Here is a 19,695-nt window from a genome sequence, read left to right on the forward strand (position 1 = left end):
ACGGTATGATATTTACATAGAATAGTCACACTGACCAGCCCCGGCCGTGGCCTGATGATCGCATATGCGAATTTGCAAGGGAGGTCGTCATGCCCGGGCTCGTCGCGGGCACCCACGTTCTTCGTGCTGCAGCCTAAGACGTGGATGGCCGGGTCAAGCCCGGCCATGACGAGTGGATAGATCGCACTACGCCGCCTCGGAGCCGCCGAGATAGGCATCCCGCACGCGGGGGTCGTCCTTTAGCGCACGCGCCGGGCCTGACAGCACGATCCTGCCGGTCTGGAGCACATAGGCCTCATGCGCGATCTCGAGCGCGAGGCTGGCATTCTGCTCGACCATGAAGACGGACACGCCTTCTTGGTTGATGGTGCGGATCAGCTCCAGCACGCGATCGACATAGAGCGGCGACAGGCCCATGGTCGGCTCGTCCATCACGATCATCCTGGGACGGCTCATCAGCGCGCGCGCCATCGCGACCATCTGCTGCTCGCCGCCGGAGAGCGAGCCGGCACGCTGCGACAGCCGCTGACCGAGCTTCGGGAAGAGTGTCAGCATCCTGTCGAGATCCTGCGCCACCACCTCGCGATCGTTGCGCACGAAGGCGCCCATCAGAATGTTCTCACGGACGCTCATGTCGGCGAACAGCCGCCGCGCCTCCGGCACCGAGGCGATGCCGCGGCGGACGATCTGCGGCGTGGTCAAACCCAGCAGCGAAGCACCATCGAAAGTTACATCACCGGAACGCGGCTTCACGAGTCCCAAGATGATCTTCATCGTCGTCGACTTGCCGCTGGCATTGCCGCCGAGCAGGCAGACGATGTGGCCGCGCGCGACCGTGATCGAGAGGTCGAAATGCACCTGGGCCTGGCCATAGAACGTGTTGACGTTCGACACCACCAGCAGCGGTTCGGGTGTGCTCGCCGTCATGCCGCGCTCTCCTGCTCTGGCGTCAGGCCGTGACCAAGATAGGCCTCGATCACCTTGGGATCGTTGCGGACCTCCTCGCCCGGCCCTTCCGCGATCTTCTTGCCCTCGTCCATGACGATGACGCGGTCGGAGAGCCGCATCACCATCTCAAGCTTGTGCTCGATCAGGAGGATGGTCAGCCCTTCCGCCTTCAGCTCGGCCACGAGCGCCTGCATCTCCGCCGTCTCGGTCGGGTTCATGCCGGCGGTTGGTTCGTCCAGCAGCAAGAGGCGCGGCTTCAGCGCCAGCGCGCGTGCGATCTCGACGCGACGGCGATTTGCGTAGGACAGGCTATAGGCGGGCTGGTCGATCCGCGGCAGCAGCCGCTCGCCGAAGCGCGCGAGGATGGCCTTCACCTCCTCGCGCAGCCGCTTCTCCTCGGCCTTGACGCTGGCGGGACGTAGCAGCGCCAGGCCCAATTCAAGCAGCGGGCCGATCACCGGCACCGCCGGCTTCACGGCGCGCAGCCGCGTGTGCGCGCCGATCAGGACATTGTCCATGACGCTGAGATTGCCGAACACGCGGCCGAGCTGGAAGGTGCGCGCGATGCCATCGGCTGCGAGCCGTTCCGGCGACAAGCCCGTGATGTCCTGACCTTCGAAGTGGACCACGCCGGCGTCGGGCCGGTCGAGACCAGTCACAAGGTTGAACAGCGTCGTCTTGCCGGCGCCATTCGGGCCGATGATGCTGATGAGCTCGCCCCTGGCGAGATCGAGATCGATGGCATCGACGGCAGTGAGGCCGCCGAAACGGCGCGTCAGCCCGCGCAGGGACAGCATGGGCTCCGCCATCACATCGTCCCCAGCAGGCCCTGCGGCCTGAACCGCACGAGCAAGAGCAGCACGATGCCGTAGATCAGGATGCGGTACTCCGCCGCGATCCGGAACACTTCGGGCAGGCCGACCAGCGCCATCGCCCCGACGATGGCGCCGACGACATTGCCGAGGCCGCCAAGGATAACGACGGTCAGCGCCAGAATCGATTGCTGCGTGTTGAAGGTTTCGTGGTTGATGTAGGAATAGAGATGCGCGGCGATGGCGCCGCTGACGCCGGCAGCAAAACCGCCGAAGATGAAGGCCAGCGATTTGTAGCGGTTGAGGCTGAGGCCATACGCGCGCGCGGCGATGTCGTCGTCTCGGATGGCGCGAAAGCTGCGGCCAAGGTGCGAACCGAGCAAGCGGCCCTGCAGCAAAGCGAGTGCGACCATCACGACAAAGCTGAACCAGTAGATCGAAGTCGGGCTGACCAGATCGTAGCCGAACAGCGACAGCGGCGGGATGCCGGAGATGCCGATCGGTCCGCGAGTCACGCTTTCCCAGTTCAGGATCACCAGCGACACGATCTCGCCGATCGCGAGCGTCGCGATCGACACATAATGCCCGCGCAGCCGGAACGACGGGGAGATCAGCGTCGTGCCGAGCGCGGCACTCATCAGCCCGCCGGCGATGATGGCGAGACCGACCGGAACGTTGAGGGTCAGCGACAGCAGCGCCGAGGTATAGGCGCCGATCGCGAGCAGCGCCGCGTGCCCGAGCGAGACCTGCCCCATCGTGCCCGCCACCAGGGTCAGGCTGAGCGCGAGCATGCCGAGCAGCCAGGCGTTGATCAGGGTCTGGAGCACGTAGAAGGACACCGGGAAGAACGGCAGGACCGCGAAGATCGCGACCGCGACCAGCAACGCCCAGCGCGGAATGCGCACCGGGCGGCTCGGCGCGATGAAGGTGCCGGTGAGCGGCTCGGGCGGCGCCTGCCGTGCGCTGGCGAATAATCCGTTCGGCCGCAACACGAGCACGACCACCAGCAGCAGGAACGCGAACAGATTACGGTAGCTGGTGCCGAACACGGCAACGCCGTAGCTCTCGACGAGGCCCAGCAGCAGGCTGCCGATGACAGCACCGGGTACGTTGCCGGCGCCGCCGACCACTTCGGCGACGACGCCCTTGAGCGTCGCCTGCAGGCTCATCGCGGTGTCGATCTGGTTGTAGTACATGCCGACCAGCATGCCGGAGACGCCGCCGAGCGCTGCGGCAATGCCGAACACCGCCTGATTGACGCGGTTGACGTCGACGCCCATCTGCATCGCGGCGTCGCGGTCCTGCGAGGCCGCGCGCACCGCCCAGCCGAGCTTAGAGTAGCGCAGGAACACGAACAGCAAGAGCGCGCTGGTGATGCCGACGCCGGCGATCAGCAGGTCGAGCGGCCCGATGGTGCCGCCGCCGACCTGGAAGCGGACATCAGGCAACTGGCTCGGCAGCGCGCGCGGGTTGGGCGAGAAGGTCAGCATCACCAGCTGATCGAGCACGAAGCTGATGCCGATGGTCGCCAGCAGCGGCGCGATGCGCACCGAGTTCTGGAGCGGCCGCAGGCCGAAACGTTCGATGACCAAGCCGACGATCGCAGCTGCCGCCGCGACCACGATGATGGTGAGCGGCAGCGGCGTATGCAACTGCACCACCGCGACCCAGCCGATATAGGCCCCGACCAGATAGATCGAGCCTTGCGCGAAGTTGATCAGCCGGCTGACGCCGAAGATCAGCGCGAGCCCGACCGCAACGAGGGCGTAGACATTGCCGACGATCAGCCCGTTGATCGTGTAGTCGAGCCAGGAAGACACGCTGGGTTCCTACTGAGGAGGGAGATCAGGTCGGCTTGCCGTCCCAGAGCGCGAACTGACCCTTGCGCACGACCAGCTCGGCATTCATGGCGCCCTTGACGCGGCGGGTCGCGACGTCGAACGTCGCGGTGCCGAAGATGACGCTGGGAACGTCCTTGACCTTGGTGAAGGCGTCACGGATCGCCTTGCGGTCGGCGCCACCGATCCTCACCACCGCGGCCGCCATGTTCATCGCATCATAGGAGTAGGCGTTGAAGGCGTCGGGCTCCAGCCCGTTGTATTTCTTCTTGAAGCCGGCAATGAACTTCTGCACCTCGGGCCGCGGGTCTTCTGGGAAGTAACGCGTGCCGACATGGACGTCCTCGACCGCCTCGCCGCCGAGCTCCAAAAATTTCGGCGAGTAGACCGAGCTTGCGGCGCAGATCACCTGCTTCAATCCGACCTGGCGCGCCTGGCGCGCGATCAACGCGCCGTCGGAGTAATAGGAGATCAGGATCAGTCCGTCCGGATTGGCATCGCGCACGCGCACCAGGGTGGAGCGGAAGTCGCGTTCCTCCGCGATGTAGCCTTCGGTGACCGCGATCTCCGCGCCATATTCCTTCGCGGCGTTGACGAAATAGTCGCGGCTGGTGCGGCCCCAATCGGTGTTGAGGTGCAGCACCGCAAGCTTCTTCAGGCCGAGGCGCTTCACCGCATAGCGCGCCAACAGCGGCTGCTCGTCGGCCTGGCTGACCGATGTGCTCCACATGAAGTCGCCGCCCTTGGTGAAGTCAGGATGCGAATTGGTGAAGCCGAACTGCACCAGGCCGCCGCGCTGATAGATCGGCGATGCCGCCATCGAGGCGGGACTGGAGAAGTCGCCGAGCTCCATGACGATGCGGGGATCGGAGACGAATTTTTGCGCGATTGCGACCGACTGGCGGGGATCGCTCTGGCTGTCCTCGAATTGATAAGCGAGCTTGCGGCCGTTGATGCCGCCGGCCGCCTGGATCTCGTCGAGTGCGAGATCAAATCCCTGCTTCCACTGCGTGCCATATTGCGCATTCGGCCCGGTCAGAGGACCGCTGACGCCGAGCAGGATCGGCTCGGAGGATTGCGCAAACGCGCTGCGCGAGAAGGCGGCTCCCGCCACCATGGCGGCAAGCGAGCCTTTGACCAGGGTACGGCGATCGATGTTGCTCATGCACGGCTCCATCCACTCAATGTTGAAACAAGCAGCAATTCTTGTGCCGGCGAGACTGCCTATTTGGAGGGCTCGCCGAGCGACAGCATCAGCCGGTTCGCCCAATTGAAGAACGAGGCGCCGTTGATGACGTCGACGATCTCGGCATCGTCGAGCCCGGCCCGGCGCAGCTCCTCGATATTTTCAGGACCGAACGCGATCGGCGTCGCCGCCAGCGCCACCGAGGCCTTGACCACGGCATTCCAGCGCTCGCCGAGATCGGCCTTGACGCCTTCGTCGAGCAGGCGCTGCACGTCCTCGCGGCGCTTTGAGTAAGTGCTGGCGAAGCGCGCATGCACGGAAGCGCAGTAGATACAGCCGTTGTAGCGCGAGGTCGCGGCAGCCGCGAGTTCACGCTCGGCGCGCGGCAGGCCGTCGGCCACGTTGTAGAAAATGTCCTTGTCGGTCTTGGTGCGGGCTTCAAGGACTTCAGGGTCGCGCACCAGCAGGCGGAAATATTCCGACTTGGCGCGGGCGCGATCGACCAGGCCATTGAAATGCCGTTCGGTCAGCTCGGCCTCGGGCAGCGGATCGATCCAGGAGACCCAGCCGAGCTCATCCTGGGTGAAGACGACGGGCGGAGTGACGGTGGCGCTCATGATTGCTGCCTCCTCTTATGCGTTCACGGCAGCGAGCGTGCGCAAGCCGGTGACGACGCGCACCTGGAACGACAGGAATGCGACGAGCTGGGAGAACGTGACGATGCCGCTGGTCGACCAGCCGGCGGCGAGCAGTGCCTTCATGTCGGCGGACGCGGCATCGCGCGGACGGAACACCAGCAGATGCGCGTGCTCGAACGCCGCGGCTAGTCTGCCGCCAAGGGCGGACTTGCCCTCTGCACTCACGCGGTAGATCAAGCCGGCCGTGTTCTCGGCTGACAACGGCCCGGCCGGATACGCGCCGTACGGCCCTGAGGTTTCGCCGCGCCCGATTTCGGCTTCGACAACCTCCACCAGGCGCGCGCCATCGGCGGCCGCCGCTAGCTTCGCCCGGTAGAAGGCGGTGACATTGGGCTCGCGGTGCAGGCCGATGACGAAGAGCGCGATTGCCGCGCGTTCCACAAGCGAGAACTCGCTGGCGTCGATCGGCTCGAACAGAGAGAGATAGCTCTTCTGCGCGTTCTCGCGCGCCTGAAGGCGGCGGGCGCGGATGGCGTCCAGGGCCGAGCCCGGCTCGATCCCGGCGAGCGTGTCGATGATATCCGTCGTGCCCATCATTCAGCCTCGTGCAACACGTTGATGCCCGTCGGTCGCCGCCGTCCGGACCCAGCCCAGCGCCGGCGCGACCCTCTCCGCGACCAGCTCGATCGAGCGGAGGACATAGGGATGCGGCGCATCGACCGAATGGGCCTGGAAGACCAGATCGGTCACCCGCTCCAGCGTAGCATCCGTGCGGAGCGAGGCGATGACGTCGTCGACCGCGCCGACATGGGTGTCGAACGCCGTGATCATCTCTTCCAGCGTCTCGCCGGGAGGCAAGTGCCCGCCCTTCATGAATTGCGGCAGCGCGCGCCGCAGTCCGATGTCGGCGAGGCGCATCGCCTCGGCGTGGTCGTCGGCGACGAAGACGCTGCGTGAGGCCATGATGCGCGGCTCGCAGCCCGGCGGCAGTGCTTCGAGATAGGCATCGATGATCGGGTTCTGGATCTCGGCAAGCATCGCCTTCGGCGCGTCCTTGGTCCGCGGCTGGGTGCGCGACAGCAGGAGGCCATCGCCCGCCTTGCCGGCGCGGGCACCGCCAGCGACCGAGAACGTCGCCTGCCAGATCCGACCGTCCAGTTGCGGCCGGAGCGGATAGAGCGTGTCGCCACCTTCGAGCACCTTGCCGGTCAGCGCGGCGCGGACGATCGCCAGATTGCGGGCAAATATCTCGTTGCGCTGGGTGCTGTCGAGGCCGAAGGCAGCAAAGGCCGACGGGTTGCCGCCGGTGCCGACGCCGAGCTCGAAGCGGCCGTTGCAGATGAGATCGAGGACGGCAGCGTCCTCGGCCACCCGCACCGCGTTCTCGAGCGGCAGCGTGACGATGCCTGTGCCGAGGCGGATGCGCGAGGTTTGGGCGGCGACATAGCCCAGGAAGGTGAAGGGCGACGGCAGGCCGCCTTCGCGTTCGTGGAAATGATGCTGCGCGATCCACGCGGAATCGAGGCCCGCCTTTTCGGCGCGCACTATCTGCTCGGCGGCGAAGCGATAGCGCTCGGCGGGCGGCGCCTCGTCGAGGAGGCGCGTGAAGAATCCCAGTCGTTTCAGGTTTGCGAAGCGTTTCATTACGACCCCTGCCGGGCGAGGATGGGCCCCGATGATGTCGGTTGCCGCAGCTCCAGACAAGCGGGCATTGCGCAAGGCTGCCCGCCGGGACGGCCCTGCGCTGAAGCCAGGCAGTCTGCCTACCAGCTCGGCAGCACCGCGCCCTTGAACTTGGTCAGGACGAACTCCTTGACCTCCGGCGTGTGGTAGCTGTCCACGAGGGTCTTGACCCAGGGCTTGTCCTTGTCGGCGGTGCGGACCGCGATCAGGTTGACATAGGGCCCCTTCGGATCCTCGCGCAGGATCGGATCCTTGACCGGATCGAGCCCCGCCTGGGTTGCATAATTGGTGTTGATCGCGGCGGCGTCGACGTCGTCGAGCGCGCGCGGCGCCTGCGCCGCATCCACCTCGATGAACTTCAGCTTCTTCGGATTCTCGGTGATGTCGAGCACCGTCGGCTTGAAGCCGGTGCCCTCCTTCAGCTTGATCACGCCCTTGTCGCGCAGCAGCAGCAGCACGCGGCCGCCATTGGTCGGATCGTTCGGGATCGAGACCTTGCCGCCCTCGGGGATATCGGCAAAGGCCTTGTGCTTCTTCGAATAGACGCCGATCGGGAAGTTCACGGTCAGCGCGACGGACTCGATCTTGTAGCCGCGATCGGCTTTCTGGTTGTCGAGATAAGGCTGGTTCTGGAACGAATTGGCCTGGATCTCGCCGGCATCGAGCGCTGCGTTCGGCACGACGTAGTCGGAGAACTCGATCAGCTGGATGTCGAGGCCCTGCTTGGCGGCGACCGGCTTCACCGCTTCGAGGATCTGCGCATGCGGTCCCGGCGTCACGCCGATCTTGATGGTCTCGGCGCTCGCAGCAGCGGACCAGGCGGCGAGCACGGTTGCAAGGATCAGGGGAAGGCGAAACGACATCTTGGTCTCCGGCAGTCTGCGGCAATGATGGGAACCGTATTCGCTTCTCCGCCGGGCGAAATCAATGAAATGAATATCCATATTGGCGGCAAGTCGTGGGCTGCGCCTTCTCGATTCACCACCGAACGTGAAACGAATTGGCGGCAGCGATTGCGCCCGCGACAAGCGGCCGGCGCATCACGGCCAGCCGCGCTCTCTCGCGCGCTCTCTCGACGTCATCCTCGCGCGCTGTCGACCAGCAGATTCCAGATTCGCTGGGTTTCGCACCTTTTGCGGACATCGGGGCTTGTCTCCGGCTCCGAGCGTGAGCGGCTACCGGCCGGCTTGGCCTCAGGCGGCGTGATCCATCGCTCCGAGATCGGATCGTACCATTTTCCGATCGACATTCCGATAAACAGGTCGCTCACGAAGATCACCTCGCCGAACAAATTCGCGTGCCTCTCTCGCCCGCTGCATCTGACGCAACGCCCGTCTGGAAAACGAGGTTCGCTTGCGAACGTTCCTCCTGGGGACGAACGGCCCGGCGCTTCAAGCCGGCTTTGACGGATGCTGCGTGCGCGGGTGGCGCGCGTGCAGCAGCCGTGCGAGGTCTTCGCGCTCGCCGTCGCGCTGCTTCATCGCGGTCTCGAACAGCGCCTCCTGGATGTCGCGGGGCATATCTCCCCACACGTCCATCGCCGCCCGCCCGAGCAGACGCGCAAAATGGTCCTCTCCCTCGCCCATCGGAGCCTCCTGATCCCGCCTAAAAAGATGGAACGGCCGTCGCGCTGCGGCGTTCCACAACCATCCCCGTGAAAGCAGGCGTGGCCGGCGATCGACCATGCTTATCCGCCGCGCGCCTCCGCCATTTCGCCGCAGGGTTTTCCGCTCTTGCCGCCCCTTGCCGGCATTGCCGCCTCGTCCGTGATGAAACATGATGGGACGCTGGCGACGAATGTTCCAAGTGGAGGCCATCTGATGGACGAGAACGACATCCGCAAGGCAATCGCGGAGGTGAAGCAAGGCACGTTGTCGCGGCGCGGGTTCATCCAGACCATGGCCGCGGTCGGGATCGCGGCGCCGATCGCAAGCCAGATCCTGCTCTGGAATGACGTGGCGATGGCGGACGCCACGCTGCCCTACAAGCCGACCAAGGCCGGCGGCGGCGGCCCGCTGAAGCTCCTGCTCTGGCAGGCTCCCACTCTGCTCAATCCGCATTTCGCGCTCGGCACCAAGGACCAGATCGCCTCGCGCATCTTCTTCGAGCCGCTCGCGGGCTGGGACAAGGAGGGCAACCTCATCCCCTGCCTTGCCGCCGAGGCGCCGACCAAGGCCAATGGCGGCCTTGCGGCGGACGGCATGAGCGTGATCTGGAAGCTGAAGCAGGGCGTGCGGTGGCATGACGGCAAGCCCTTCACCGCCGACGACGTCGTCTTCACGTGGGCCTATGCCGCCGATCTTGCGACCGCGGCCTACACCACGGGATCCTACAAAGACATCAAGGTCGAGAAAATCGATGACCATACCGTCAAGGTGAACTTCAGGGCCCCGACGCCGTTCTGGGCCGATCCCTTCGTCGGCTCGGTCGGCCAGATCCTGCCAAAACATCATTTCGCCGACTATGTCGGCGCGAAGTCGCGCGAGGCGCCCGGCAATCTGAAGCCGGTCGGCACCGGGCCGTACAAGTTCGTCGAGTTCAAGCCGGGCGACCTGATCCGCGCCGAACGCAATCCCGACTATCACATCAAGAATCAGCCGCATTTCGACACGATCGAGATCAAGGGCGGCGGCGATGCGGTCTCCGCGGCGCGCGCCGTCCTGCAGACCGGCGAATACGATTTTGCCTGGAACATGCAGGTGGAGGAGGAGGTCCTCAAGCGCATGGAGGCGGGCGGCAAAGGCAAGCTCGACATCACGCCTTCCGGCAATGTCGAGTTCATCATCCTCAACACGACGGATCCCTGGACCGAGGTCGACGGCGAGCGGTCGAGCGTCAAGACCAAGCACCCGACGCTGTCCGATCCCGCCGTTCGCCGCGCGATCAATCTCTTGATCGACCGCGATTCGATCCAGAAGTTCATCTACGGACGCGGCGCCGTCGCAACTGCGAGCTTCGTCAACGCGCCCAAGCAGTTCAAGTCCCCCAAGCTGAACTACGAGTTCGACATCGACAAGGCGAGCAAGATCCTCGACGAGGCCGGCTGGGCCAAGGGTGCAGACGGCATCCGCGAGAAGGACGGCAAGAAGCTCAAATACGTGTTCCAGACCTCGACCAACGCGCCGCGCCAGAAGACGCAGGCTATCATCAAGCAGGCCTGCCTGAAGGCCGGCATCGAGATCGAGATCAAGGCGGTCACCGCATCGGTGTTCTTCTCCTCGGATGTCGGCAATCCCGACACCTACTCGAAATTCTACGCCGACATCGAGATGTACAACACGACGCAGCCGCAGCCCGATCCGGAGCGCTTGCTGAACCAATGCGTGTCCTGGGAGATCGCGACCAAGGACAACAAATGGCTCGGCCGCAACAATTCGCGCTATTCCGATCCCGAAGTCGACAAGGCCTACAAGGCCGCCCAGAACGAGCTCGACCCGGTCAAACGCGCCGCGCTGCTGATCAAGGTCGACGAGACCTTCTGCGAGGCCCACGTCTTCCTGCCGCTGCTCTCGCGCCACATCGTCAATTCCAGCGTCAACAGCCTGATGGCCGACATCTCGGGCTGGGACACCATCACGTGGAATCTGGCGGGCTGGTATCGGGTCTGAGGACGCACGCGAAGGAGCGGCGAACGCAAGGCCCGCGGGCTTTGCGACATTCCGCGTGTTGTGTGCTTCAGGTCACAGCAGAATCAGGCGCCCTCGCCTAGACTCCCCGGGCATGGCCGCAAACAAGGTAACGGCGGTACGCATGAGGCTGGGGAGGCGATCAACAGCTTGGGACTTCTCGAAGCCGCCAGGGTGCAGAACCCGGCGGCTTTTTCTTCACGCGAGGCCTAATGCCGGATCGTGTCTGCCTCGACGATCACGACCCGTATCTCGGGATGAAGCGCAGCCCCGCCCTCGGGGGGTATGGGGGGCTGGGAGGCGGGGCCGCGCAGGCCAGCCATCGGCGGCGATGCCGGCCCGCCGATTCAAGCTTCGATCACGTTGAAGAGTTCCTTTGCGTCTGGCGCCGCCAGACTGATTCCATTTCGACCGGCAAGTCTGAGGTCGGTCACACCGCGCAGTAACGCTCCTGGATGTCCTTGTCCGCCAGCAGCGCCGCGGCGCTGCTTTGATGCACCACCTCGCCCTGGTCGATGATGACGGCGCGGTCGGCGAGGCGCAGGGCCCATTCGACGTTCTGCTCGACCAGCAGCAGCGTCTTGCCCTCGTCGCGCAGGCGGCGGAACAGCACGCCCATCTCCTCGACCAGGACAGGCATGATGCCCTCCGAGGGCTCGTCGAGCAGGATCATCTTGGGCTCACCGATCAAGGCGCGGGCAATGGCGAGCATCTGCTGCTCGCCGCCGGAGAGCGTCACACCCTCCTGATCGAGGCGCTCCTTGAGGCGAGGGAAGGTTTCGGCGATCTCGTCGATCGCGGTACCTTCATCGATGTCGCCGCCCGCCGCGACCAGACCGAGCCGCAGGTTCTCGCGCACGGACAGGCCCGGGACGATGCGGCGCTCCTCCGGCACGTAAGCCAGGCCGAGATGGAAGCGCTGATGGGGGCGCAGAGGCAGCAGCTCCCGGCCCGCAAAGCGCACACTGCCCGTCGCCTTCGGCATCAGGCCCATCATCGCCCGCAAGGTCGTGGTCTTGCCGGCACCGTTGCGGCCGACGAGAGCAACGACCTCGCCCGGGGCCACATGCAGCGAGATGCCGTGCAGGATATGGCTCGCGCCATACCAGGCGTGGAGGTCGTTGATTTCGAGCAGCGCTGTCTCAGCCATAGCCTTCACTCTGTCCGAGATAGACCCGGCGGACTTCCGGATTCCTCCTGATCTCGTCAGGCGCACCGTCCGCCAGCAGGCGGCCGTGATGCAGCACCACGACGCGCTTGGACAGGCCCAGCACCATCTTCATCTTGTGCTCGACCAGCAGCACGGTGCGCTTCTCGGCGAGCCGTTCGAGCAACGCCACCATGTCCTTGGTCTCCTCCGGCCCCATGCCGGCGGTCGGCTCGTCCAGCAGAAGCAACTCCGGCTCGGAGACCAGTGCGATCGCGATCTCCAGCGCGCGCTGCTGTCCGTGCGACAGGAATTTTGCCATTTCGTTGCGCTGACCAAGCAGTCCCACCGCTTCCAGCGCCGTATCGGCGCGCGCGTTCAGCTCGGTCAGCCGGGCCCGATTGCGCCAGATGTCATAGCTCACGGTCAGTGCCTGTGCCGCCACGCGCACATTCTCGTGCACGGACAGATCGGGAAAAATGTTGGTGATCTGGTAGGAGCGCGAGATGCCCCGATGCACGAAGCGGTGTTGCGATAGGCCGTTGAGCTCGCGGTCCCTGAAGTGCAGCTTGCCCGAGGTCGGCGTCAACGCGCCCGAGAGAATGTTGAAGAACGTGCTCTTGCCGGCGCCGTTCGGCCCGATGATCGAGGTGAGCTGTCCGGCTGCAAAGGACACGGTGATGCCTTCGAGCGCGACGAAGCCGCCAAAGCGCTTGCCGATCCCGTCGGCGCGAAGCAGTTCCCCGCTCATGGCCGCGCCTTTCCGATACGAAGCGTATCGAGCAGCGTGCCCCAGATGCCCTTCGGCAGGAACAACACGAACAGCACGAAGATCGCGCCGACAAAGATCTGCCAATGCGGCGTCCAGAGCGAGATGACGTCCTCCAGGATCAGGAAGCTCGCGGCGCCGACGAAGGGCCCGAAGAAGCTGCGGGCGCCGCCGAGCAGCACCATCATCACGATCATACCGGAGGTCTGGTAGTGCAGGATGTCCAGCGGCACGATCGACAGATGCAGCGCCAGCATGCAGCCGCCGAGCGAGGAGATCGCGCCCGACAGCATGAACACGATCAGCTTGCTGCGCTCGACGTCATAGCCGCAAGCCCGAGCACGCTGCTCGTTCTCGCGGATGGCCTCGATCACGGCCCCGAACGGCGAGTTGAGAATGCGCGACTGGAACCACATCGCCAGCGCCGCGAAGGCCATCAGCACGTAATATTTGTTGACGGGGTCGAGGAAGTTGACCTGAAAGCCGAACAGGCTGATGCGGTCGACCGTGAAGCCGCGCAGGCCATTTTCGCCGCCGGTGAAGGACGAAGCCTGCAGCGCGACGTAATAGACCAGCTGGGCCAGCGCCAGCGTCACCATGGAGAAGTAAATGCCGCGCGTGCGCGTCGAGACGATACCGATCGCGGCCGCAAGACAGGTGCTCAGCAAGACCGCGATCGGCACGGCCGCAAACCACGGCACGCCATAGCGGCCGATCGCGATGCCGGTGAAATAGGCGCCGGCACCAAAGAACGCGGCCTGGCCGAACGACAGCAGCCCGGTGTAGCCGAACAAGAGATTATAGCCCATCACCACGACGCCGTAGATCAGGACGTTGACGGCCAGCGCTTGCGACGGCAGCAGCCAGGGCAGCACGGCCAGCACTGCGATCGAGAGCAGCACACGCTGCTCAAGCAGCCAGCCGAGGCCGCTGGACGAGGGTTTGGCGACCGCTTCGCCGCTCGAAGGGTGCGTCACGCGGTCCTCCCTCTCACGCCGAACAGGCCTTGCGGGCGGATCAGCAGCACCACCGCCATCAGCGCGAACATGACGATGGTCGCCATCTCGGGCGCGAACAGCGCCACCATGCTGATGGAGATGCCGACCATGAGGCCGGCAACGACGGCGCCGACGATCGAGCCGAGCCCGCCGATCACGGTGACCACGAACGCCTCCGCCAGCACCAGCGAACCCATCTCCGGATTGACGCTGCGCATGGGCCCGGCGAGCACGCCGCCGAGCGCAGCGAGGCCGACGCCGAGGCCGAAGATCGCAAGCCACACCCGGCCGATATCGACGCCGAGCACCTGCATGATGGTGGGATCGCGGGCGCCGGCGCGCACGATCAGGCCGACGCGGGTCTTCTCCAGCGTCAGCCAGAGCACCAGCAAAACGACCGCCACCAGCGCGATGACGAACAGGCGGTAACGCGGGAAGAAGCCGATGCCGAGATCGACCACGCCGATCAGCTGCGGCGGAGTCGGGAACGGAATGCCGTCGCTGCCGAACACGATGCGCACGCCTTCGACCAGGATGTAGCTGAGGCCGAAGGTCAGCAGCAGCGGATCGTCGATCGAGCGTCCATAGAGCCTGCGGATCAGGACGAACTCGATCAGCATGCCGAAGGCGCCGATCAGGATGGGCGCAAGCAGCAACCCCCACCAGAAGCTCCCGGTCAGCGACGCCAGATACAGCCCCGCATAGGCCCCGATCATGAACAGCGCGCCGTGGGCGAAGTTCACCACCCCGAGCATGCCGAACACGATCGTCAGTCCAAGCGCAGTGATCACCAGGACCGCCCCAAGGGCGATCCCGGAGAGAAGCTGCATGATGATCAGCGACAGGTCCATCGTCTATGTCTTAGGTGGCATGGCCGAGCTCGCTGCAGGTCCGCAGCATGTCGTCGGAACCCGCGTCATTGGCGAGAATGGCAAACAGATCGTTGTCGCCCGCCATGGCCGATTTCTTCTTGGACTCCAGCACCAGCACCGACTGCACCGACTGATGGTCGCATTTGCGATAGTGCTGCAGGCCCTTGGTCAGATCGTATTGCAGTTTCTCAAGGGCATCGACCACCTTGTCGGTGTCAGTGCCGCCGGCGGCCTGCATGGCAGCCAGCAGCGATCCGACGCCGGAATAGCCATAGGCGCCGTAATCGGTCGGAATCGCACCGCCATTGGCGGCCTTGAATGCCGCATTGAAGGCAGCAGCCGTCTTGCTTTGCGTCTCCAGGCCCCAATAGTAGTTGGCGCCGCCGACCACGCCCTCGAACACGTCGGGGCCAACGGCGAGCCGCTGATTGTGCAGGATCACGGGGACGACGATCTTCATCTGCTGCTTCACGCCGAAATCCACCGCCTGCTTGATCGCATTGGCCTGGTCGCGGCCAAAATTTGAGATGCAGAGCACGTCCGGCCGCATCGACATCAGGCGCGGCATGAAGGTGGAGTAGTCGGCAGCACCGAACGGATGCAGGATCTCGCCGACATTGTCGGCCCCGATCGCGGCCTGCGCGCGCTTGAAGCCGCGCAGCATCTCGTGGCCATAGGCGTAATCCGCCACAAGGTGCGCGACCTTCATGCCCTTCTTCAGCGTCTGCCGAGCCACGGCCGCTGTCGTCATGTGCGGGTTCAGCGCCTCGTGGAAGGTGTATTTGCTGAAGTCCTTGGCTTCGTTGATGGTGTCGGACTGGCTGATCGACACGTAGATCACGCCGCGGGCGCGCGTGACCTCGTTGACTGCAAGCTGCACGGCGCTGGAGAGCGCGCCGACCACGGCATGCACCTTGTCCTTCTCGATCAGCTCCAGCGTGCGGGTCGCGGCTTCGCCGGCGTTGAGCTTGTCGTCACGGACCAGCAGCTCGACCTTGCGGCCGCCGATGCCGCCCTTGTCGTTGACGAGCTTGACGGCGAGCTCGGCGCATTTGACCTGGTCGCGCGCTTCGGCGGCGAACGGCCCCGTGAGCGGCGTCGGAAAACCGATGCGGATCGTCTCGTCCGCAGCGCGGCCGAGCCGGGGCATGGCGAGCAGTGCCGCGCCGGCCGAGAGGCCAACGAGCGCGGTGCGGCGGATTATCTTTGGGGTCGGACCGGATTTGGGCATGATTTCCTCCAACTGTCTTTTTCTAGAATCGCTTCAGGGCTTTCAGGACCTTGGTGGGCGTGATCGGAATCGAATTGATGGTGGCATCGAATGGCGCGAGCGCATCGTTGACGGCGTTGAGCACGCAGGCGGACGCCGCCGCCGTGCCGGCCTCGCCGACCCCCTTGGCGCCGAGCACCGTGTCGGCGGTCGGCGTCTCGACATGGGCGATGACGATGTCGGGCATCTCCATCGGCATCGGAACGAGATAATCGGCGAGCGAGCCGTTCATCAGCTGGCCGGTCTCGCTGTAGCGGCATTCCTCGAACAGCGCGGCGCCCAGCCCCTGCACGATGCCGCCGCGGAGCTGCTCGTCCACCAGCATCGGATTGATGATGCGGCCGCAATCCTCGACGATGAAATGCTTCAGCACCTTGATGAAGCCGGTCTCGACATCGACCTCCAGCGAGCAGCCCTGGATGCCATTGGTGAAGGCGAAAGGATAACCTTGCGGCGCGAAGTGATGGCTCACGGTGAGCTGCGCCTGGGTACCCGGCGGCAGCGTGTCGGAGCGGAAATAAGCGATGCGTGCGATCTCGGCGATCGGCATCCGCTGGTTCCGGGTCGCCGCGTCAACCACCTGCCCATCGATGATGTCGAGCGCCGAGGGTTGCTCCTGGAGAATGAGTGCGGCGATCTCCAGGATGTTGCGCTTGAGCGCGCGCGTCGCCTGGAGCGCGGTCTCTCCGCCAATGCCGGCACCGCGGCAGGCCCAGGTGGCGCCGCCATGCGGTGTCACCTCGGTATCGCCGGTGATCACCTTGACGTGCTCCTGCGCGAGGCCGAGCTGATCGGCGACGATCTGGCTGATGATCGCTTCCGTGCCCTGCCCCTGCTCGGTGACGGAGATCAGGCAGCGCACCTCGCCCGAGGGCGTCAGGCTGAGAATGGCGCCGTCTTGCGAGGAGATGCGCGCGCCACCAACGCCATAGAAGGCGGGGCTCGGATTGGTGATCTCGACGAAGGTCGCAATCCCGATGCCGCGATAGACGCCGCGTTTGCGCAACTCGACCTGCTCGGCCCGCAATGCATCATAGCCCATGATCTCGCGCAGGCGCTTCAAGCAGGCCTGGTGCGACAGCGCCTCGAAGCGGTAGCCGGTCGGCGATGTCTGCGGATAGGCATCGTCCGCGATGACGTTCTGCGCGCGGATGGCGAAGGGGTCGAGGCCGAGCTTGCTTGCTGCCATATCGACCAGCCGCTCGGTCACGGCGCAGGCGATGGGATGGCCGACGGCGCGATACTGGCTGGTCTGCACCTTGTTCTGGAAGATCACCTCCAGCGTGGCGCGGTAATTCTTGAACTGATAAGGCGCGCCGATCAGGCGGATCACCTGATTGCCCTCGACCACGCTGGTGCGCGGATAGGTCGAGAAGGCCCCGATCGCCGTCAGGTCAAGCACGTCCATCGCCAGGATCTCGCCTTTGGCATCGAGCGCCATGCGGGCGCGAACGCGGTGATCGCGCGCATGGATATCGGAGACAAAGGACTCGATGCGGTCCGCAACATATTTGACCGGACGGCCGAGCAGGATCGACAGGCCGACCACTGCCATGTCCTCGTGATAGACATGCAGCTTCATCCCGAAGGAGCCGCCGATGTCGGTCGCGATCACGCGGACACGTGCCTCGGGGATGCCGTAATGCCGCGAATAGAGGTCCTGAAACTGATACGGCGTCTGCGTCGCGTGATGCACAGTGAGCATGCCAGCGGACGGATCGTAGTCCGCGACGATGGCGCGCGGCTCCAGCGTCACCGCAGTGTGGCGGCCGAATGTGATTTCCTCTTCCACCACATGCGCCGCATGCGCAAAGACCTCATCGACTGTTCCGTTGTCGAGGTGGGCACGGAAGCAGGTATTATTGGCACTGCCGGGATTGATCACCGGGCCGCCGGCTTCGCGCGCGCCGTCGATGTCGACGACGAGCGGAAGGTCCTCGTAGTCGACCTCGATCAGTTCCAGCGCGTCTTCCGCGATCGCCCGGCTCTCGGCAACGACGGCCACAACCGCCTGCCCGGCCCAGACCACGCGGTCCAGCGGCAGCGGCAATTGCGGTGCCGAAATCATGCCCTTGAAATGGTCGAGCGTGCCGGTCCAGGGCGTGCAAATCTTTGCGAGATCGGCGCCCGTCGCCACGAGATGCACGCCTTCGAGCGCGAGGGCCTGCTCGGCATTGATCGCGACGATCTTCGCATGCGCATGCGGGCTGCGCAGGAACGCGGCATGGAGCATGCGCGGCAGCTTGAGGTCGCTGATATAGCGCCCACGTCCGGCCAGCAGCCTCTTGGCGTTCGGGCGCGGTACCGACCGGCCGATATAGGAGTTCGGACGATCGAGCGAGGTCAGCGGCGCGCTCATTTCGTGCCTCCACCTTGGTCACGCGCTTGCGCAACGGCCTCGATGGCGTCGACGATCGCTTCATAGCCGGTGCAGCGGCAGTAGTTGCCTGACAGCGCGTCGCGAATCTCCTCGCGGCTCGGCTGCGCTACCTGCGACAACAGCTCATGGGCATTGACCAGCATGCCCGGTGTGCAGAAGCCGCATTGCAGTGCGTTGCGACGATGGAATTCGGCCTGGAGGTCGGCGATCACGCCGGTCTCGGAAAGGCCCTCGATGGTGTTGATTGTCGCGCCATCGGCTTGCACGGCGAACATCAGGCAGGAATGCACTGCGCGGCCGTCGAGCTGCACCAGACAGGCTCCGCAGGCGCCCATCTCGCAGCCGGCATGCGTGCCCGTCAATTCCAGTTCGTTGCGCAGGCAGTCAACCAGCGTCTCACGCGGCGCGACCTCACAGGCGACCCTACGGCCGTTGACGGTCAATTGAACCCGCACGGTCTCGTCCGCATCATCCAGCAAGGTTTGGTCGAAGCCGCTCATGCGCCCTCACCGAGACGTCCGAGCATGCGGCCGAGCAGCACGCGGGCGAGATGCAGCCGCATCGCCGGCGGCACCTCGTCGCTGTCAGGTGGCGCGAGATCGCCTTCGAGCGCGGCTTGGGCTGCGGCGATACGCTCCGCCTCCAGGCTCGATCCGATCAAGGTCGCCTCGGCGCCCTTCACCCGCGTTGGTGTATTGCCGACCGAGAAGAAGGAGATACGGATGTCGTCAACGCGTTCGCCGGTGAAAGTCGCAAGCATGCCGCAGCCGACCAGCGCATAGTCGCCGCGCCGTCGCGCCAGCTCGTCGAACGCAAAGCGCTGATCGGCCTTGAACAGCGGGACGTAGACCGCAGTGATCAGCTCGCCGGGCTGCAAGGCGGTCTCGAACAGATCGAGGAAGAAGTCGTCGGCCTTGACGCGGCAGCTGCCGGACGGGCCTGCGATCTCGATCTCGGCATCGAGTGCCAAGGTCATGGCCGGAAATTCCGACGCTGGGTCGGCCAGCGCGACGCTGCCGCCAAAAGTGCCGCGGTTGCGGATCGCGGGATGGGCCACGAACGGTGCCGCGGCATGCAAGAGTGGCGCGAACTCGGCAATCAACGGCTCGCTCAGCATCTCGCAATGGCGTGTCAGCGCGCCGATGCGCAAGTAACCGCCGTCGCGCCTGACGCCGCGCAGCTCGTCGATGTGGGTGATGTCGATCAGCAGCCGCGGCGCCTGCAGCCGCAGTGACAGCGCCGGTACGAGGCTCTGCCCCCCGGCGATGAAGCGCGCGTCATCGCCGGCGCGCGCATGAGCATCCAGCGCCTGGTCGATCGTCGCAGCACGAAAATAGCTGAAAGCCCTCGCCTTCACCGCCGTTTCCTCGATATCCATCGGCTCATCAGCCGGGATGCCAGATTTGTAACCATCTGGTCTCAAAATCCTGACACGCCGCCGAAGGCCGGTCAACAGGAAATGACCATTTGGTCACAAATGCACCTTGGGCTATGAAGGCTTTGAGACGTGCGATTCAGCGACGAAATG

The 19,695-nt window shown here is 65.0% G+C and carries 18 protein-coding genes; 1 reads left to right on the forward strand and 17 read right to left on the reverse strand.

Translation table 11 applies throughout. The annotated features are described in order from the left end of the window. Positions 1 to 186: 186 nt before the first annotated feature. The 9 genes from WN72_RS39000 to WN72_RS39040 form a co-directional block, all read right to left on the reverse strand. Positions 187 to 927, reverse strand: a complete 741-nt coding sequence (locus WN72_RS39000; RefSeq protein ID WP_092218406.1) for an ABC transporter ATP-binding protein — start codon at positions 925 to 927, stop codon at positions 187 to 189. Further along, entirely contained in the window at positions 924 to 1,757 is an 834-nt protein-coding gene (locus WN72_RS39005; protein WP_167381057.1) for an ABC transporter ATP-binding protein, read from the reverse strand. The genes WN72_RS39000 and WN72_RS39005 overlap by 4 nt, the downstream gene beginning before the upstream one ends. Further along, a complete protein-coding gene (locus WN72_RS39010) occupies positions 1,757 to 3,580 on the reverse strand; it encodes an ABC transporter permease (RefSeq protein ID WP_092218408.1) in 1,824 nt (607 codons plus the stop codon). Before WN72_RS39010 ends, WN72_RS39005 begins: the two co-directional genes overlap by 1 nt. Before the next feature lie 25 nt (positions 3,581 to 3,605). Continuing rightward, a complete protein-coding gene (locus tag WN72_RS39015; protein ID WP_092218409.1) occupies positions 3,606 to 4,763 on the reverse strand; it encodes an ABC transporter substrate-binding protein in 1,158 nt (385 codons plus the stop codon). 59 nt (positions 4,764 to 4,822) lie between these two features. Beyond that, a complete protein-coding gene (locus tag WN72_RS39020; RefSeq protein ID WP_092218410.1) occupies positions 4,823 to 5,401 on the reverse strand; it encodes an alkylhydroperoxidase domain protein in 579 nt (192 codons plus the stop codon). Positions 5,402 to 5,416: 15 nt separating this feature from the next. After that, positions 5,417 to 6,016 (reverse strand): CMD domain protein, encoded by a 600-nt coding sequence (locus tag WN72_RS39025; RefSeq protein ID WP_167381059.1) that lies wholly within the window; start codon positions 6,014 to 6,016, stop codon positions 5,417 to 5,419. A gap of 3 nt (positions 6,017 to 6,019) precedes the next feature. Next, positions 6,020 to 7,066 carry a putative FMN-dependent luciferase-like monooxygenase gene (locus tag WN72_RS39030; protein ID WP_092218412.1) on the reverse strand — a complete coding sequence of 349 codons (1,047 nt, stop codon included), beginning with the start codon at positions 7,064 to 7,066 and terminating at the stop codon, positions 6,020 to 6,022. A gap of 119 nt (positions 7,067 to 7,185) precedes the next feature. Further along, the gene (locus tag WN72_RS39035; RefSeq protein WP_027564106.1) at positions 7,186 to 7,968 is read right to left on the reverse strand and encodes a MetQ/NlpA family ABC transporter substrate-binding protein; all 783 of its coding nucleotides are present in this window, start codon (positions 7,966 to 7,968) and stop codon (positions 7,186 to 7,188) included. Positions 7,969 to 8,496: 528 nt separating this feature from the next. After that, on the reverse strand, positions 8,497 to 8,691 hold the full coding sequence (locus WN72_RS39040) for a hypothetical protein (protein WP_027564105.1): 195 nt from the start codon (positions 8,689 to 8,691) through the stop codon (positions 8,497 to 8,499). Between the two features lie 234 nt (positions 8,692 to 8,925). Here WN72_RS39040 and WN72_RS39045 point away from each other — a divergent pair, with 234 nt between their 5' ends. After that, positions 8,926 to 10,713: a peptide ABC transporter substrate-binding protein gene (locus tag WN72_RS39045; RefSeq protein ID WP_027564104.1), complete on the forward strand. Its 1,788-nt coding sequence runs from the start codon at positions 8,926 to 8,928 to the stop codon at positions 10,711 to 10,713. A gap of 448 nt (positions 10,714 to 11,161) precedes the next feature. Here WN72_RS39045 and WN72_RS39050 read toward each other — a convergent pair whose 3' ends face one another. Genes WN72_RS39050 through WN72_RS39085 form a run of 8 tightly spaced genes read right to left on the reverse strand, consistent with a single transcriptional unit; the run spans position 11,162 to position 19,524 of the window. Continuing rightward, the gene (locus tag WN72_RS39050; RefSeq protein WP_092218414.1) at positions 11,162 to 11,881 is read right to left on the reverse strand and encodes an ABC transporter ATP-binding protein; all 720 of its coding nucleotides are present in this window, start codon (positions 11,879 to 11,881) and stop codon (positions 11,162 to 11,164) included. Next, positions 11,874 to 12,629, reverse strand: a complete 756-nt coding sequence (locus tag WN72_RS39055) for an ABC transporter ATP-binding protein (protein ID WP_027564101.1) — start codon at positions 12,627 to 12,629, stop codon at positions 11,874 to 11,876. The genes WN72_RS39050 and WN72_RS39055 overlap by 8 nt, the downstream gene beginning before the upstream one ends. Continuing rightward, the gene (locus WN72_RS39060) at positions 12,626 to 13,624 is read right to left on the reverse strand and encodes a branched-chain amino acid ABC transporter permease (RefSeq protein ID WP_027564100.1); all 999 of its coding nucleotides are present in this window, start codon (positions 13,622 to 13,624) and stop codon (positions 12,626 to 12,628) included. The genes WN72_RS39055 and WN72_RS39060 overlap by 4 nt, the downstream gene beginning before the upstream one ends. Next, the gene (locus WN72_RS39065; RefSeq protein ID WP_027564099.1) at positions 13,621 to 14,496 is read right to left on the reverse strand and encodes a branched-chain amino acid ABC transporter permease; all 876 of its coding nucleotides are present in this window, start codon (positions 14,494 to 14,496) and stop codon (positions 13,621 to 13,623) included. The genes WN72_RS39060 and WN72_RS39065 overlap by 4 nt, the downstream gene beginning before the upstream one ends. 10 nt (positions 14,497 to 14,506) lie before the next feature. Continuing rightward, on the reverse strand, positions 14,507 to 15,748 hold the full coding sequence (locus WN72_RS39070) for an ABC transporter substrate-binding protein (protein WP_092218469.1): 1,242 nt from the start codon (positions 15,746 to 15,748) through the stop codon (positions 14,507 to 14,509). 22 nt (positions 15,749 to 15,770) lie between these two features. Continuing rightward, complete coding sequence (locus WN72_RS39075) at positions 15,771 to 18,146, reverse strand: xanthine dehydrogenase family protein molybdopterin-binding subunit (RefSeq protein WP_092218415.1); 2,376 nt, start codon at positions 18,144 to 18,146, stop codon at positions 15,771 to 15,773. Further along, positions 18,143 to 18,667, reverse strand: a complete 525-nt coding sequence (locus WN72_RS39080) for a (2Fe-2S)-binding protein (RefSeq protein WP_027564096.1) — start codon at positions 18,665 to 18,667, stop codon at positions 18,143 to 18,145. The genes WN72_RS39075 and WN72_RS39080 overlap by 4 nt, the downstream gene beginning before the upstream one ends. Beyond that, positions 18,664 to 19,524: an FAD binding domain-containing protein gene (locus tag WN72_RS39085; protein ID WP_092218470.1), complete on the reverse strand. Its 861-nt coding sequence runs from the start codon at positions 19,522 to 19,524 to the stop codon at positions 18,664 to 18,666. Before WN72_RS39085 ends, WN72_RS39080 begins: the two co-directional genes overlap by 4 nt. Positions 19,525 to 19,695: the final 171 nt, after the last annotated feature.

This window comes from Bradyrhizobium arachidis, from assembly GCF_015291705.1.
Classification (GTDB): Bacteria; Pseudomonadota; Alphaproteobacteria; order Rhizobiales; family Xanthobacteraceae; genus Bradyrhizobium; species Bradyrhizobium arachidis.